The sequence below is a fragment of the Streptomyces minutiscleroticus genome, from assembly GCF_014650875.1.
Lineage (GTDB): Bacteria > Actinomycetota > Actinomycetes > Streptomycetales > Streptomycetaceae > Streptomyces > Streptomyces minutiscleroticus.
Window position 1 is genome coordinate 82,240 of sequence record NZ_BMVU01000005.1, and the last position, 16,396, is coordinate 98,635.

Genomic DNA, 16,396 nt, shown 5'->3' on the forward strand with positions numbered 1-16,396 from the left:
CGCGGGCACCGCCCCGGCCGGCCCCGGCCGGCCCCGCGGCCGCGGACGCCTACTCCCCCTGCCCCTCGGCCGCCGCCGCGAAGGCGCCCCGCGCCATCCGGTGCAGCAGCGCCGCCATGGCCGTCCGGCCGGGCAGCGCCCCGGGGCGGCCGAGGTGCGGTGTGGAGTTGAGCAGCCCGAAGACGGCGTGCACGGCGGCCCGCGCGGACGGCTCCGGCAGCCCGGGGCGGACCTCGCGGAGCGCCGCCACCCACAGCTCGACGTACTGCCGCTGGAGCTGGCGCACGAGCTTGCGGTCGCTGTCCCGCAGGCGGTCCAGCTCGCGGTCGTGCAGGGTGATCAGGGGGCGGTCGTCGAGGGCGAAGTCGATGTGCCCCTCGACCAGCGAGTCGAGGACCGCCTCCGGGTCGCCCGCGGCCTCCGCGACCCGCCGCCTGCCGCCCGTCAGCAGCCGCTCGCTGATGCCCACGAGCAGCTCGGCGAGCATCGCGTCCTTGCCCGCGAAGTGCCGGTAGAGGCCGGGGCCGCTGATGCCGACGGCCGCGCCTATCTCGTCCACGCCGACGCCGTGGAAGCCGCGTTCGGCGAAGAGCCGCGCCGCCTCCCTGAGGATCTGCTCGCGGCGGGTGGGGGCGTCGGTCCTGGTGGTCATGGATCAATTCTAGACAGTGTGGTTAGCGGTCGTTAACCTTAGCCCGAGGCGTTAACGCTCATTAACAAGAATGAGGGGACTGCGCGATGCAGGAGGCACCGGAGCTGACGAGTGCGGCGGATCCCGCGTCGGAGGCCTGGAAGGCCAATGAGGCGGCGCACCGCGCGCTCGGCGAGGAGCTGCGGCACAGGCTGGCGGCGGCCCGGCTGGGCGGCGGCGAGCGGGCGAGGGCACGGCACACCGCGCGCGGCAAGCTGCTGCCGCGCGACCGCGTGGACGCGCTGCTGGACCCGGGCTCGCCGTTCCTGGAGCTGGCCCCGCTGGCGGCGGACGGGATGTACGACGGGCAGGCCCCGGCGGCGGGCGTGATCGCCGGGATCGGCCGGGTGAGCGGCCGGACCTGCGTGATCGTGGCCAACGACGCCACGGTCAAGGGCGGCACGTACTACCCGATGACGGTGAAGAAGCACCTGCGCGCCCAGGAGGTGGCGCTGGAGAACCGCCTGCCCTGCCTGTACCTGGTGGACTCCGGGGGCGCCTTCCTGCCGATGCAGGACGAGGTCTTCCCCGACCGCGAGCACTTCGGGCGGATCTTCTACAACCAGGCCCGGATGTCCGGCGCCGGCATCCCGCAGATCGCGGCCGTGCTCGGCTCGTGCACGGCGGGCGGCGCGTACGTCCCGGCGATGAGCGACGAGGCCGTGATCGTACGCGACCAGGGCACGATCTTCCTGGGCGGCCCGCCCCTGGTGAAGGCCGCCACCGGCGAGGTCGTCACGGCCGAGGAGCTGGGCGGCGGCGAGGTCCACTCCCGCGTCTCCGGGGTCACCGACCACCTCGCGGAGGACGACGCGCACGCGCTGCGCATCGTGCGGACCATCGTCTCCACGCTGCCCGGGGGCGCGCCGCCGCCCTGGGAGGTACGGGCCTCCGTCGAGCCGAAGGTGGACCCGGCCGGGCTGTACGGAGCGGTGCCGGTGGACTCCCGCACCCCGTACGACGTGCGCGAGGTGATCGCGCGCGTGGTCGACGGCTCGCGCTTCGCCGAGTTCAAGGCCGAGTACGGGCAGACCCTCGTCACCGGCTTCGCGCGTGTCCACGGGCACCCGGTCGGGATCGTCGCCAACAACGGCATCCTGTTCTCCGAGTCCGCCCAGAAGGGCGCCCACTTCGTCGAGCTGTGCGACCAGCGCGGCATCCCGCTCGTCTTCCTCCAGAACATCTCCGGCTTCATGGTGGGCCGCTCCTACGAGGCGGGCGGCATCGCCAAGCACGGCGCCAAGATGGTCACGGCGGTGGCCTGCACGCGCGTGCCGAAGCTGACGGTCGTGATCGGCGGCTCGTACGGCGCGGGCAACTACTCCATGTGCGGCCGGGCGTACTCGCCGCGCTTCCTGTGGATGTGGCCGGGCGCCAAGATCTCCGTGATGGGCGGCGAGCAGGCCGCCTCCGTCCTCGCCACCGTCAAGCGCGACCAGTTGGAGGCGCGCGGCGAGAGCTGGCCGGCCGAGGAGGAGGAGAGCTTCAAGGCCCCGATCCGCGCTCAGTACGAGGAGCAGGGCAGCGCCTACTACGCGACGGCCCGCCTCTGGGACGACGGCGTGATCGACCCGATGGAGACCCGGCAGGTGCTGGGGCTCGCGCTGACCGCCTGCGCCCACGCCCCGCTGGGCGACCCGGGCTTCGGCGTCTTCCGGATGTGAGCGGGGAGGAGAACGCAGGATGAGCATGTTCGACACGGTCCTGGTGGCCAACCGGGGCGAGATCGCCGTACGGATCATCCGTACGCTGCGCTCCCTGGGCGTGCGCTCGGTGGCCGTCTTCAGCGACGCCGACGCCGACGCGCGGCACGTGCGGGAGGCCGACACGGCGGTGCGGATCGGGCCCGCGCCCGCCGCCGAGAGCTATCTGTCCGTCGAGCGGCTGCTGGACGCGGCCGCGCGGACGGGCGCGCAGGCGGTGCACCCCGGCTACGGCTTCCTCGCGGAGAACGCCGCGTTCGCGCGGGCCTGCGCCGACGCCGGGCTCGTCTTCGTCGGGCCGCCCGCCGACGCGATCGCCCTGATGGGCGACAAGATCCGCGCCAAGGAGACGGTGCGGGCGGCGGGCGTCCCGGTGGTGCCGGGCTCGTCCGGCAGCGGTCTGGACGACGCCGAACTGGCCGCCGCCGCGCGGGAGATCGGCACGCCCGTGCTGCTCAAGCCCAGCGCGGGCGGCGGCGGCAAGGGCATGCGGCTGGTGCGCGACGAGGCGCTGCTCGCCGACGAGATCGCGGCCGCCCGGCGCGAGGCCCGCGCCTCCTTCGGCGACGACACCCTCCTCGTCGAGCGCTGGGTCGAGAGCCCCCGGCACATCGAGATCCAGGTCCTCGCCGACGGCCACGGCACCGTGGTCCACCTCGGCGAGCGCGAGTGCTCCCTCCAGCGCCGCCACCAGAAGATCGTCGAGGAGGCGCCGAGCGTTCTGCTGGACGAGGCGACCCGCGCGGCGATGGGCGAGGCGGCCGTCCAGGCGGCCCGCTCCTGCGGCTACACCGGCGCGGGCACGGTGGAGTTCATCGTCCCCGGCGGCGACCCCCGCGCGTACTACTTCATGGAGATGAACACCCGCCTCCAGGTCGAGCACCCGGTGACGGAGCTGGTCACGGGCCTGGACCTGGTCGAGTGGCAGCTGCGGGTCGCGGCGGGCGAGCGACTGCCGTACGCGCAGGACGACATCGCGCTCACCGGTCACGCGGTCGAGGCGCGCCTGTGCGCCGAGGACCCCGCGCGCGGGTTCCTGCCCTCGGGCGGCACGGTGCTGCGGCTGCGCGAGCCGCACGGCGAGGGCGTGCGCACCGACTCCGGGCTCAGCGAGGGCACGGAGGTGGGCAGCCTCTACGACCCGATGCTGTCGAAGGTGATCGCGTACGGTCCGGACCGGGACACCGCCCTGCGGCGGCTGCGGGCGGCCCTCGCGGAGACGGTCACCCTGGGCGTGCAGACCAACGCGGGCTTCCTGCGCCGGCTGCTCGCCCACCCCGCCGTCGTCGCGGGCGAGCTGGACACCGGGCTCGTCGAGCGGGAGGCGGACTCCCTGGCCGGGGGCGGGGTGCCGCCGGAGGTGTACGAGGCCGCGGCGGCCGTGCGGCTGGCCGCGCTGACGCCCGCAGGGGACGGCTGGACGGACCCGTTCGCGGTGCCGAGCGGCTGGCGCCTGGGCGGGGAGGCGAGGCCCGCCTCCTTCGACCTGCGGGTGCCGGGCGCGGACCCCGTACGGCACTCCCCCGCCGGGGAGCACACGGTCACCGAGGACCGCGTACACGTCACCGTCGACGGCGTGCGCCACTCCTTCCACCGGGCCGGCGACTGGCTCGGCCGGGACGGCGACGCCTGGCAGGTGCGCGACCACGACCCGGTCGCCGCGTCACTCAGCGGCGCCGCGCGCTCCGGCGCCGACTCCCTCACGGCCCCCATGCCCGGCACGGTCACCGTCGTGAAGGCGGCCGTCGGCGACGAGGTGGCCGCCGGGCAGAGCCTGCTGGTGGTGGAGGCGATGAAGATGGAGCACGTCATCGCCGCCCCGCACGCCGGCACCGTCACGGAGCTGGGCGTCGCCCCGGGCACCGCGGTCGCCATGGACCAGGTGCTGGCCGTGGTCGCGCCCCACGAGGACGGCGCGGCGCAGGAGGCGACGGCATGACGGCCCCCGAGAACGGCGGCGGTGGCGGCAGCCGCGGCCAGGACAGCGGCGGAGGTCAGGGCGGCGGCGCGCGGAGCGGGTCCGGCACGGACACCCCCGCCCCCGGCCTGCCCATGACCGTCCCGGACCCGGGCCTGCCCGCCCGGGTCCGCGTCCACGAGGTCGGCGCCCGCGACGGCCTGCAGAACGAGCCCGGCACGGTCCCGACCGAGGTCAAGGCGGAGTTCATCCGCCGCCTGGCCGACGCGGGCCTGACCACGATCGAGGCCACCAGCTTCGTGCACCCCAGGTGGGTGCCGCAGCTGGCCGACGCCGAGCAGTTGTTCCCGCTCGTCTCGGACCTGCCGGTGGACCTGCCGGTCCTGGTGCCGAACGAGCGGGGCCTGGACCGGGCGCTCGCGCTCGGCGCCGACCGCATCGCCGTCTTCGCCAGCGCCACGGAGTCCTTCGCCCGCGCCAACCTCAACCGCACCGTCGACGAGTCCCTCGCGATGTTCGCGCCGGTCGTGGCCCGCGCCAAGGACGACGGGGCGCACGTGCGCGGCTATCTCTCCATGTGCTTCGGCGACCCGTGGGAGGGCGCCGTGCCCGTCCCCCAGGTCGTCCGCGTCTGCACGGCCCTGCTGGACATGGGCTGCGACGAGCTGAGCCTCGGCGACACCATCGGCGTCGCGACGCCCGGGCACGTGGGGGCCCTGCTGACCGCCCTGGACGAGGCGGGCGTGCCCGTCGCGGCCCTCGGCGTCCACTTCCACGACACCTACGGCCAGGCGCTCGCCAACACCCTGGCCGCCCTCCGGTACGGCGTGACCACCGTCGACGCCTCCGCCGGCGGCCTCGGCGGCTGCCCCTTCGCCAGGAGCGCCACCGGCAACCTCGCCACCGAGGACCTCGTGTGGATGCTGCGGGGCCTCGGCATCGACACCGGCGTCGACCTCGGCCGGCTCACCGCCACCAGCGTGTGGATGGCCGAACGGCTGGGCCGTCCCAGCCCGTCCCGCACCGTCCGCGCCCTCACGGCCGACTCCCACAAGGAGCAGTGACCCATGGACCACAGGCTCTCACCCGAGCTGGAAGAACTCCGCCGCACCGTGGAGGAGTTCGCGCACGACGTGGTGGCGCCCAGGATCGGCGACTTCTACGAGCGGCACGAGTTCCCGTACGAGATCGTCCGCGAGATGGGCCGGATGGGCCTGTTCGGGCTGCCGTTCCCCGAGGAGTACGGCGGCATGGGCGGCGACTACCTCGCCCTCGGCCTGGTGCTGGAGGAGCTGGCCCGGGTCGACTCCTCGGTGGCGATCACTCTGGAGGCGGGCGTCTCGCTGGGCGCCATGCCGATCCACCTGTTCGGCACGGAGGAGCAGAAGCGCACGTGGCTGCCGCGGCTGTGCTCCGGCGAGGTCCTGGGCGCCTTCGGCCTGACCGAGCCCGACGGCGGCTCGGACGCGGGCGCGACGCGCACGACGGCCCGCCTGGACGAGGCGACGGACGAATGGGTGATCAACGGCAGCAAGTGCTTCATCACCAACTCCGGCACGGACATCACGGGCCTGGTGACGGTCACGGCGGTCACGGGGCACAAGCCGGACGGCAGGCCCCTGATCTCGGCGATCATCGTGCCCTCCGGCACCCCCGGCTTCACGGTCGCCGCCCCGTACTCGAAGGTCGGCTGGAACGCCTCCGACACCCGTGAGCTGTCCTTCAGCGACGTGCGCGTCCCGGCCGCGAACCTGCTGGGCGAGGCGGGCCGCGGCTACGCGCAGTTCCTGCGCATCCTGGACGAGGGCCGCATCGCCATCGCCGCGCTCGCCACGGGGCTCGCGCAGGGCTGCGTGGACGAGTCGGTGAAGTACGCCAAGGAGCGGCACGCCTTCGGCCGGCCCATCGGCGCCAACCAGGCCATCCAGTTCAAGATCGCGGACATGGAGATGAAGGCGCACACGGCCCGGCTGGCCTGGCGCGACGCGGCGTCCCGGCTGGTGGCGGGCGAGCCGTTCAAGAAGCAGGCCGCGCTGGCCAAGCTCCACTCCTCGACGGTCGCGGTCGACAACGCCCGCGACGCCACCCAGGTCCACGGCGGCTACGGCTTCATGAACGAGTACCCGGTGGCCCGCATGTGGCGCGACTCCAAGATCCTGGAGATCGGCGAGGGCACGAGCGAGGTGCAGCGCATGCTGATCGCCCGCGAGCTGGGGCTGGCGGGCTGACACCGGGCTCCACGGTCCGGCACCGGGAGGCGGGAGCCGGCACCTCCGGGCCGACGCGAAGGCGCCGGCCCATGGAGGCGCCGGCCCGCGGAGGGTCCGTGGCGGGCACGGGCCGGCGGCCGGCGCAAGGGGCGCGCGCGTCGTCCCGGGGGCTCACGGGCCGACGCGGGATTCGAGGCGCCGGGCGGCGGCCCCGGCCTCGGGCGACGCCGCTCGGGGCCGTGTCGCGGCGGGGGCCGCCCCGGAGGTCAAAGGGGTGGATGCGTCAGGAGGCGATGCCGGATACTGACCAAAATCATGAGGTTAGGCTAACCTACCTTTGATTTTGTCCTGCGGGCGTTCCGCCCCACCTCCGAAAGCAGTCAACAGCCATGTCCAACGCCCGTGCCACCCGCTTCACCCGCCGCGGCATCCTGGCCGCCGGCGGCGCCCTCGGCCTCGGCGCCGCCCTGGCCGCGTGCGGCGGCAGCGACTCCGAGGACGGCGGTTCGGACTCGACGGCGGCGGCCGACTCCGGCCCCTGGTCCTTCAAGGACGACCGCGGCGAGACCGCCAAGACGGACAAGACCCCGGCGAACATCGTCGCCTTCACCGGCGTCGCCGCCGCCCTGTACGACTACGGCGTCGAGGTCAAGGGCGTCTTCGGCCCGACCACGACCAAGGACGGCAAGGCCGACGTGCAGGCCGGCGACATGGACGTCACCAAGGTGACGGTCCTCGGCAACGCGTGGGGCCAGTTCAACATCGAGAAGTACGCCGCGCTCGCCCCGGACGTGCTGATCTCCACGATGTTCGACGACGCGGGCACCCTCTGGTACGTCCCCGAGGAGTCGAAGGACAAGATCCTCAAGCTCGCCCCGAGCGTCGGCATCTCGGTCTACGACCGCCAGCTGACCGAGCCGCTGCAGCGCATGCTGGAGCTGGCGGAGTCCCTCGGCGCCGACGTGAGGTCCGAGAAGATCACGAGCGCCAAGAAGCGCTTCGAGGACGCCGCCGCCCGGCTGCGCAAGGCCGCCAAGGCCCACCCCGACATCAAGGTCCTCGTCGGCTCCGCCTCCGAGTCGATCTTCTACGTCTCCGGCACGAACCTCTCCATCGACCTGGAGTACTTCAAGGCGCTCGGCGTGAACTTCATCGAGCCCCCGGAGTCCGCCAAGAAGGAGAGCGGCGGCTGGTTCGAGAACCTGAGCTGGGAGAACGTCGACAAGTACAAGGCGGACATCATCATGATGGACAACCGCACGTCGGCCATCCAGCCCGCCGACATCACCGAGGCCACCTGGAAGCAGCTCCCCGCGGTCAAGGCCGGTCAGGTCATCGAGCGCGACGCGGAGCCGATCCTGTCCTACGACAAGTGCGCCCCGCTCCTGGAGAACCTCGCCGAGGCCATCGAGAACGCCAAGAAGGTCGGCTGACCCTCTTCCACTGCGGCCCTCCCCGACACGCCGTCAGGGCCCCCTCGACGACGGCCGAGGCCGCCCCGTCCCGCTCGTCCGCCCTCAGGGGCCGCGCGGACGGGGCGGCCCCGCCATGTGAGGGCGCCTGAGACAGGGGCATATGCCCGAGGCGAAAAGGGCCAGATGGGGGCGGTGTTCCACCGCTGGTGAGGTTAGGCTAACCTAACTGAAACGTCGCGACATCGTCCCCATCTGTCGTCGAAGGAACCCACATGCGCTCGCACCTGCTCAACGGCACGACCACGGAGCGGTACCGACGCTCCGTGACCGAGGGAATCGAGCGGGTGGCGGCCAGAATCGCCGCCACGGAACGGCCGTTCACCGGCGTCACGGCCGACGACCTCGCCCCCGCCCTGGACCGGATCGACCTCGACCGCCCCCTGCACGACACGTCCGCCGCCCTCGACGAACTCGAAGAGCTCTACCTGCGGGACGCCGTCTACTTCCACCACCCCCGCTACCTCGCCCACCTCAACTGCCCGGTGGTCATCCCGGCGGTCGTCGGCGAGGCCGTGCTGTCCGCCGTCAACTCCTCGCTGGACACCTGGGACCAGTCCGCGGGCGGCACCCTCATCGAGCGCCGGCTGATCGACTGGACCGCCGGGCGCATCGGCTTCGGCCCCGCCGCCGACGGCGTCTTCACCAGCGGCGGCACCCAGTCCAACCTCCAGGCGCTGCTGCTCGCCCGCGAGGAGGCCAAGCCGGCCGCCCCCGCGGGGCTGCGCGTCTTCGCCTCCGAGGCGAGCCACTTCAGCGTCCGCAAGTCCGCCACCCTGCTCGGCCTCGGCGACGACGCGGTGGTGTCGGTCCCCGTCGACCGCGACCGCAGGATGCACACGGTCGCGCTCGCCCGCGAGCTGGAGCGCTGCGCCGCCGAGGGGCTGACCCCCATGGCCGTCGTCGCCACCGCGGGCACCACGGACTTCGGGTCCATCGACCCGCTGCCGGAGATCGCCGAACTGTGCGACCGGTACCGCACGTGGATGCACGTGGACGCCGCGTACGGCTGCGGGCTGCTGGTCTCGCGGAAGAACCGGGACCGGATCCGCGGCATCGAGCGGGCCGACTCCGTCACCGTCGACTACCACAAGTCCTTCTTCCAGCCGGTGAGCTCCTCCGCCGTGCTGGTGCGCGACTCCGCCACGCTGCGGCACGCCACGTACCACGCGGAGTACCTCAACCCGCGGCGCATGGTGCGCGAGCGCGTGCCCAACCAGGTCGACAAGTCCCTGCAGACCACCCGCCGCTTCGACGCGCTCAAACTGTGGATGACGCTGCGCGTGATGGGCGCCGACGGCGTCGGCGGGCTCTTCGACGAGGTCTGCGACCTGGCCCACGAGGGCTGGCGGCTGCTGGCCGCCGACCCGCGCTTCGACGTGGTCGTCGAGCCCCAGCTGTCCACGCTGGTCTTCCGGTGCGTCCCGGACTCCGTCACGGACCCCGCCGAGATCGACCGCGCCAACCTCTACGCCCGCAAGGCCCTGTTCGCCTCCGGTGACGCCGTCGTGGCGGGCACCAAGGTCGACGGCCGCCACTACCTGAAGTTCACCCTGCTCAACCCCGAGACGACGGTGGACGACATCACCGCCGTCCTCGACCTGATCGCCGGCCACGCCGAGCAGTACCTGGGAGCCTCCCTTGACCGCGCCTGCTGACCCCACGTCCCCGTACGACTTCGTCGGGATCGGACTCGGCCCGTTCAACCTCGGCCTCGCCTGCCTCACCGAGCCGATCGAGGAGCTGAACGGCGTCTTCCTGGAGTCCAAGCCCGACTTCGCCTGGCACCACGGCATGTTCCTGGACGGCGCGCACCTGCAGACGCCGTTCATGTCGGACCTGGTGACCCTCGCCGACCCCACCTCCCCGTACTCCTTCCTCAACTACCTGAAGGAGTCCGGCCGGCTGTACTCGTTCTACATCCGCGAGAACTTCTACCCGCTGCGCGTCGAGTACGACGACTACTGCCGCTGGGCGGCCGCGCGGCTGTCGAACATCCGCTTCAACACGACGGTCACCGAGGTCGTGTACGAGGAGGCGGACGAGGTCTACGCGGTGCGGACCGAGGGCGGCGGGACGTTCCGCGCCCGGCACCTCGTCGTCGGCACCGGCACCCCGCCGTACATTCCGGACGCCTGCCGGGACCTCGGCGGCGACTTCCTGCACAACTCCCGCTACATGGAGCACCGCGCCGCGCTCCAGGCCAAGGAGTCGATCACGCTGGTCGGCAGCGGCCAGTCCGCCGCCGAGATCTTCCACGACCTCCTCGGCGAGATCGACGTCCACGGCTACCGGCTGAACTGGGTGACCCGCTCCCCGCGCTTCTTCCCGCTGGAGTACACCAAGCTCACGCTGGAGATGACCTCGCCCGAGTACGTGGACTACTTCCACGCGCTGCCCGAGGACACCCGCTACCGGCTGGCCGAGCGGCAGAAGGGCCTGTTCAAGGGCATCGACGGAGACCTGATCGACGAGATCTTCGACCTGCTGTACCAGAAGAGCGTCGGCGGCCCCGTGCCCGTGCGGCTGCTCACCAACTCATCCCTGGAGAGCGCCCGGTACGAGGACGGCACGTACGTCCTCGGCCTGCGCCAGCAGGAGCAGGGCAAGGACTACGAGCTGCGCTCCGAGGGCCTGGTCCTCGCGACCGGCTACCGGTTCACCGAGCCGGCCTTCCTTGAGCCCGTGCGCGACCGGCTGCGCTACGACGCCCACGGCAACTTCGACGTGGCCCGCAACTACGCCGTCGACGTCACCGGACGCGGGATCTTCCTCCAGAACGGCGGGGTGCACACGCACTCCGTCACCAGCCCCGACCTCGGCATGGGCGCGTACCGCAACGCGTACATCATCCGCGAGCTGCTCGGCAGCGAGTACTACCCCGTCGAGAAGACCATCGCCTTCCAGGAGTTCGCGGTATGAGCGAGACCATCGGCACCCTGACCCTGCGCCCCCTGGACCCGGTCGAGGACGGCGGGCTGCTGCACGGCTGGGTCACCCACCCCAAGGCGGCGTTCTGGATGATGCAGGACGCGAAGCCGGAGGACGTGGAGCGCGCCTACATGGCCATCGCGGCCGACGAGCACCACGACGCGTTCCTCGGCCTGCGCGACGGCGAGCCCGCGTTCCTCGTGGAGCGCTACGACCCCGCCCACCGCGAGCTGGTGGGCCTGTACGAGCCGGAGCCCGGCGACGTCGGCATGCACTTCCTGGTGGCGCCCACCGACCGGCCGGTGCACGGCTTCACCCGGGCCGTGATCGGCGCGGTGATGGACTTCCTGTTCGAGGACCCCGCCGTCCGCCGGGTCGTCGTCGAGCCCGACGTCCGCAACAAGGCCGTCCACGCGCTGAACGAGGCCGTCGGCTTCGTCCCCTCGCACGAGATCGACAAGCCGGAGAAGCGCGCGCTGCTGTCCTTCTGCACGCGCGAGCAGTACCTGGCAGCCCGAGGAGTGACCGCATGACCCCGTACCCGACCGGCGCCCCCCTGCCCGACGCGGTGGCCCACCTGACCCCCGAGCACTGGGCGGCGGCCAACCGGCTGCTCGTGCGCAAGGCGCTCGCCGAGTTCGCGCACGAGCGGCTGATCACACCCGAGCCGCAGGACGACGGGCGGTACGCCGTCCGAAGCGACGACGGCGCCGTGGAGTACCGCTTCGCCGCGCGGCGCCGTGCCCTGGACCACTGGGAGGTGGACGCGGAGTCCGTCACCCGGCACCGCAACGGCTCCGAGGCGCCGCTGCGGGCGCTGGAGTTCTTCATCGAGTTCCGGCAGGCGCTCGGGCTGAGCGACGCGATCCTCCCGGTGTACCTGGAGGAGATCTCCTCCACCCTCTCCGGCACCTGCTACAAGCTCGCCAAGCCGCGGATCACCTCGGCGGAGCTGGTGGACGCCGGCTTCCAGGCGATCGAGACCGGCATGACCGAGGGCCACCCGTGCTTCGTGGCCAACAACGGCCGGCTCGGCTTCGGCGTCCACGAGTACCTGGCGTTCGCGCCGGAGACCGCGAGCCCGGTGCGGCTGGTCTGGCTGGCCGCGCACCGCTCGCGGGCCGCCTTCACCGCGGGCGCCGGCCTGGACTACGAGTCGCTGCTCCGCTCCGAGCTGGGCGAGGAGACGCTCGCCCGCTTCTCGAAGACCCTGCGCGCGCAGGACCTGGACCCGGACGACTACCTGCTCATCCCCGTGCACCCCTGGCAGTGGTGGAACAAGCTGGCGGTCACCTTCGCCGCCGAGGTCGCGCAGAAGCACCTGGTGTGCCTGGGCGAGGGCGACGACGAGTACCTGGCGCAGCAGTCCATACGGACCTTCTTCAACCGGAGCGCGCCGGAGAAGCACTACGTCAAGACCGCCCTGTCGGTGGTCAACATGGGCTTCATGCGGGGCCTGTCCGCCGCCTACATGGAGGCGACGCCCGCCATCAACGACTGGCTGGCCCAGCTGATCGACAGCGACCCGGTGCTGAAGGCCACGGGCCTGTCGGTGATCCGCGAGCGCGCCGCCGTCGGCTACCGGCACCTGGAGTACGAGCGGGCCACCGACCGCTACTCGCCCTACCGCAAGATGCTCGCCGCCCTGTGGCGGGAGAGCCCGGTCCCCTCGCTGCGGGAGGGCGAGTCCCTGGCGACGATGGCGTCCCTGCTGCACGTCGACCACGAGGGCGGCTCCTTCGCGGCCGCGCTGGTCGAGCGCTCGGGCCTGGCGCCCGCCGAGTGGCTGCGCCGCTACCTGGACGCCTACCTCACGCCGCTGCTGCACAGCTTCTACGCGTACGACCTGGTGTTCATGCCGCACGGCGAGAACGTGATCCTCGTCCTGAAGGACGGCGCCGTGCAGCGGGCGGTCTTCAAGGACATCGCCGAGGAGATCGCGGTGATGGACCCGCAGGCGGTGCTGCCGCCCGCGGTGGAGCGCATCCGCGTGGAGGTGCCCGAGGACATGAAGCTGCTGTCGGTCCTCACGGACGTCTTCGACTGCTTCTTCCGCTTCCTGGCCGCGAACCTGGCGACGGCGGGCGTGATCGGGGAGGAGGACTTCTGGCGCACGGTCGCCGAGCGCGTGCGCGCCTACCAGGAGGCCACGCCCGAACTCGCGGACAAGTTCCGGCAGTACGACCTGTTCGCCCCCGAGTTCGCGCTGTCCTGCCTCAACCGGCTCCAGCTGCGGAACAACCAGCAGATGGTGGACCTCGCCGACCCGTCCGGAGCGCTCCAGCTCGTCGGCACCCTGAGGAACCCCCTCGCCGGGCTCTGACCCGGGCCCCCGGAGACAGGCGGGCGCCCCCGGACGGTCCCGGGGGCGCCCGTCGCCGTCTCCCGGCCTACCGCGCGGGCCAGGGCACCCCGGGCGCCCGGTGGTAGGCGATGCCGAGCGCGTCCCAGCGCGGCGCCTGGGCCGCCAGGCGCACCTTGTAGGCGTCCCAGTCGTGCGTGGCCGCGGGCGACCAGCCGAGCTCGGCGACCCCGGGCAGCCGCGGGAAGGCCATGTACTCGATCTCGTCGGAGTCCGTGAGCGTCTCGCTCCACAGCGGCGCCTCGACGCCCCGCACCGCCGACGCCGGCACGCCCGGCAGGTAGGCGCCCGGGTCCCAGTCGTAGGATCGCCGCACGTCCACGTACCCGGCCCAGGACAGGCCGAGCGGGGTGTCCTCGTCGTACTTCATGTCGAGGTAGACCCGGTCGGCGGGCGACAGGATCAGCCCGGTGCCGTTCTTCGCTGCCTCGACGACCCGCTCCTTCTCCGCGGCGGCGGTCGAGTCCAGGCCCCAGTACTGGGCGAGGGCGCCCTTCGCGGGTTCCGCCCCGGTCAGCTGGTGCCAGCCGATCACCGTCTTGCCGTACTTCGCGACGATCGGCTGCACCCGCTCCATGAACGCCACGTAGTCCTCGTGGCTGGTGGAGTGCGCCTCGTCGCCGCCGATGTGGAGGTAGCGGCCGGGGGTGAGCGCGGCCAGCTCGCGGACCACGTCGTCCACGAAGTCGTACGTGACCTCCTTGCCCACGCACAGCGAGCTGAAGCCGACCTCGGTGCCGGTGTAGAGCGGGGGCGCGACGCCGTCGCAGTTCAGCTCCGGGTACGAGGCGAGCGCGGCGTTGGTGTGCCCCGGCATGTCGATCTCGGGCACGACCTCCACGTACCGCGAGGCGGCGTACCGGACGATCTCCTTGTACTGGGCCTTGGTGTAGTACCCGCCCGGCCCGCCGCCGACCTGCGTCGAACCTCCGTACGTGGTCAGGCGCGGCCAGGAGTCGACCGCGATGCGCCAGCCCTGGTCGTCGCTGAGGTGCAGGTGCAGGGTGTTGACCTTGTAGAGCGCCAGCCGGTCGACGTACCGCTTGACCTGCTCGACGGTGAAGAAGTGCCGGGAGACGTCCAGCATCGCGCCGCGGTGGGCGTAGCGGGGCGTGTCGGTGACGGTGCCGCCCGCGACGCGCCAGGGCCCGGGCTGCCGGGTGTCCTTCTCCACGGCGGCCGGCAGCAGCTGCCGCAGGGTCTGCACGCCGTGGAAGAGGCCCGCCGCCGTGCGGGCGGTGACGGTGACGCCGTCGCGGCCGCTGTCGAGGCGGTAGCCCTCGTCGCCGAGCGCCCGGTCGCCCGCGCCCAGGCGCAGCCGGATGCCGTCGCGGCCCGCGCCGGAGGTGACGGGCAGCCGGTAGCCGGTGGAGGGGCGCAGCACGCCGGCGAGGTAGGCGCCGATCCGCCGGGCCTCGCGGGAGTCGCCGACGCGGATCGCGGTACGGGGGGTGATGCGGTAGCCGGGGCCGCCCGGGTGCACGGAGGCGGGGGCCGGGACCACCCGGTCGAGCGGGGTGGGGGCGGCCGGTCCGGCGGCCGCGGGCGCCGCGCCGGCGGTGAGGGCGGCGGCGGCCACGAGGAGCAGCGAGCCGAGCAGCCGGGTCGTCCTGTGGTGCTGTGTCACGTACGGTCCCTTCGACGGGGTCGCGTCTGTGTACGGAGCAACCGAACGCCCCATGGATACCGTCGGCCCGGAGCCGGGTCAAGGTATAGACCATTCGCCGCGGGTGCGGATGTCAGAATCCCCGTATGGCGGACATCATCCAGCGCGACGGGACATGGAGTTTCGAGGCGGACGCCGTCCGGCTGGTGCCCGGGCGCGACAAGGGCGTCGGCCTGCTCCGCCGGACGCTGGGCGAGGTCACCGTGCCGCTGGAGGCGGTGGCCGGCGTCTCCTTCGAGCCGGGCAGGAAGTCCGGGCGGCTCAGGCTGCGGCTGCGCGACGGCGCCGACCCGCTGCTGCAGGTGGACCCGGGGCCGGCTGCCGGACGCCCAGGACCCGTACCAACTGGCCGTGGACGCCGACCGCCACGGCGTCGCGGAGTACGTCGCCGAGGAGATCCGCACCGCGCTGCTGCTGGAGCAGGTCCCGGCGACGCCCGTCGACCGGTACCTGCTGCCCGGCCCGCCGGTGCCCGTGTCGGCCTCGGCCGGGGACGGCACGGCGGGCTTCGACGGCGAGCACGTCCGCCTGGAGTGGAACTGGAAGACCGAGGAGGCCAAGGCCGCCGCGGGCACCCGCGTGCTCGCCCTCGCCGACATCGGCTCGGTGGAGTGGCACCCGGCGGCGGGCCTGGAGAACGGGTACCTGCGCTTCCACGTGCGCGCCGCCGCGACCAAGGCCCCGCCGAAGTACGACCCCAACGCCGTGGAGCTGTACGGCTTCAAGAAGGACCCGCTGATGGCGCTGGTCGCGGCGGCGGTGCAGGCGCGGCTGCCGCACCCGTCGGCGCCCGCGCCCGCGGACGCGCCCCTGAGAGCGCTCGGGCCGGGCGCGCAGGCCGCGCCGCCCGCGGAGTCCGACCACGACGCCCTGCTGCGCCGGCTGCGCGAACTCGGCGAGCTGCACCGGTCGGGCGTCCTGACGGACGAGGAGTTCACGGTGGCCAAGCAGGCGGTCCTCAAACGCCTCTGAGGGACCGCCTCCCCCGGTCCGGGAAAGGCGCCGACGGGCCCGGTTCGCCGGGACCCGCCGGTCCGCACGTGGCGGTCCGTACCCGGCTCGCGCCGACGCCGGCCGGGGTGTGCAGGGTGCGCACCTCGGCCTCGATCCTGCGGGACAGGTCCCAGGGGTGGGCGCCGATACGGATGAACGGCTTCCGTACCGCGACCGGGACCCGCCAGAAGACGGTCATCTCGGTGCGCGGGTCGGCGCCGTAGGCGAGGTGGCGGCCGAAGGGGGCGACGAGCGCGCCGTCGACCCTCTCGGCGGTCCGGCCGGCGCGCGGCACGGCGGCCGGACCGCCGGGAGGGTCGACGGCGCCGGGGACGAAGGCGCCGCCCGCGACGGCGTCCAGCGTCACGGCGCCGCCCCTGATCACCCTGCGCCGGGAGAACCTGGCGCGCAGATACTCGTGCCGCTCGGCCATGCTCATGCGGCCGGCGA

Annotated in this window: 11 protein-coding genes and 2 pseudogenes; 10 read left to right on the forward strand and 3 right to left on the reverse strand. The window is 73.0% G+C overall.

The features are described 5' to 3' along the window. Positions 1-49: 49 nt before the first annotated feature. Positions 50-652, reverse strand: coding sequence for an SACE_7040 family transcriptional regulator (locus tag IE271_RS09015; protein ID WP_190189681.1), 603 nt, complete (start codon positions 650-652; stop codon positions 50-52). 86 nt (positions 653-738) lie between these two features. Here IE271_RS09015 and IE271_RS09020 point away from each other — a divergent pair, with 86 nt between their 5' ends. From IE271_RS09020 to IE271_RS09060, 9 genes are all read left to right on the forward strand, one after another. Further along, positions 739-2,355 (forward strand): carboxyl transferase domain-containing protein, encoded by a 1,617-nt coding sequence (locus IE271_RS09020; protein ID WP_190189682.1) that lies wholly within the window; start codon positions 739-741, stop codon positions 2,353-2,355. Positions 2,356-2,380: 25 nt separating this feature from the next. Next, complete coding sequence (locus IE271_RS09025) at positions 2,381-4,333, forward strand: acetyl-CoA carboxylase biotin carboxylase subunit (RefSeq protein ID WP_190189858.1); 1,953 nt, start codon at positions 2,381-2,383, stop codon at positions 4,331-4,333. 113 nt (positions 4,334-4,446) lie between these two features. Continuing rightward, positions 4,447-5,376 (forward strand): hydroxymethylglutaryl-CoA lyase, encoded by a 930-nt coding sequence (locus tag IE271_RS09030; RefSeq protein WP_190189859.1) that lies wholly within the window; start codon positions 4,447-4,449, stop codon positions 5,374-5,376. Between the two features lie 3 nt (positions 5,377-5,379). Then, positions 5,380-6,540 (forward strand): acyl-CoA dehydrogenase family protein, encoded by a 1,161-nt coding sequence (locus IE271_RS09035; RefSeq protein ID WP_190189683.1) that lies wholly within the window; start codon positions 5,380-5,382, stop codon positions 6,538-6,540. 371 nt (positions 6,541-6,911) lie between these two features. Next, positions 6,912-7,955: an ABC transporter substrate-binding protein gene (locus IE271_RS09040; protein WP_190189684.1), complete on the forward strand. Its 1,044-nt coding sequence runs from the start codon at positions 6,912-6,914 to the stop codon at positions 7,953-7,955. A 254-nt stretch (positions 7,956-8,209) separates the two neighbouring features. Then, complete coding sequence (locus tag IE271_RS09045) at positions 8,210-9,652, forward strand: pyridoxal phosphate-dependent decarboxylase family protein (RefSeq protein ID WP_190189685.1); 1,443 nt, start codon at positions 8,210-8,212, stop codon at positions 9,650-9,652. Beyond that, positions 9,636-10,916, forward strand: coding sequence for a lysine N(6)-hydroxylase/L-ornithine N(5)-oxygenase family protein (locus tag IE271_RS09050; RefSeq protein ID WP_190189686.1), 1,281 nt, complete (start codon positions 9,636-9,638; stop codon positions 10,914-10,916). The genes IE271_RS09045 and IE271_RS09050 overlap by 17 nt, the downstream gene beginning before the upstream one ends. Continuing rightward, positions 10,913-11,458: a GNAT family N-acetyltransferase gene (locus tag IE271_RS09055; RefSeq protein ID WP_190189687.1), complete on the forward strand. Its 546-nt coding sequence runs from the start codon at positions 10,913-10,915 to the stop codon at positions 11,456-11,458. Before IE271_RS09050 ends, IE271_RS09055 begins: the two co-directional genes overlap by 4 nt. Then, on the forward strand, positions 11,455-13,248 hold the full coding sequence (locus IE271_RS09060) for an IucA/IucC family protein (protein ID WP_190189688.1): 1,794 nt from the start codon (positions 11,455-11,457) through the stop codon (positions 13,246-13,248). Before IE271_RS09055 ends, IE271_RS09060 begins: the two co-directional genes overlap by 4 nt. A 67-nt stretch (positions 13,249-13,315) precedes the next feature. Here IE271_RS09060 and IE271_RS09065 read toward each other — a convergent pair whose 3' ends face one another. Then, on the reverse strand, positions 13,316-14,914 hold the full coding sequence (locus tag IE271_RS09065) for a beta-N-acetylhexosaminidase (protein WP_308435164.1): 1,599 nt from the start codon (positions 14,912-14,914) through the stop codon (positions 13,316-13,318). Between the two features lie 125 nt (positions 14,915-15,039). On the opposite strand from IE271_RS09065, the pseudogene IE271_RS09070 reads away from it, so the two are divergent. Beyond that, a pseudogene (locus IE271_RS09070) lies at positions 15,040-15,925 on the forward strand (DUF4429 domain-containing protein). Positions 15,926-16,010: 85 nt separating this feature from the next. On the opposite strand, the pseudogene IE271_RS09075 reads toward IE271_RS09070, so the two are convergent. Next, positions 16,011-16,385 (reverse strand): annotated as a pseudogene (locus tag IE271_RS09075) (phosphoesterase); the annotation flags it as partial. Between the last annotated feature and the right edge of the window lie 11 nt (positions 16,386-16,396).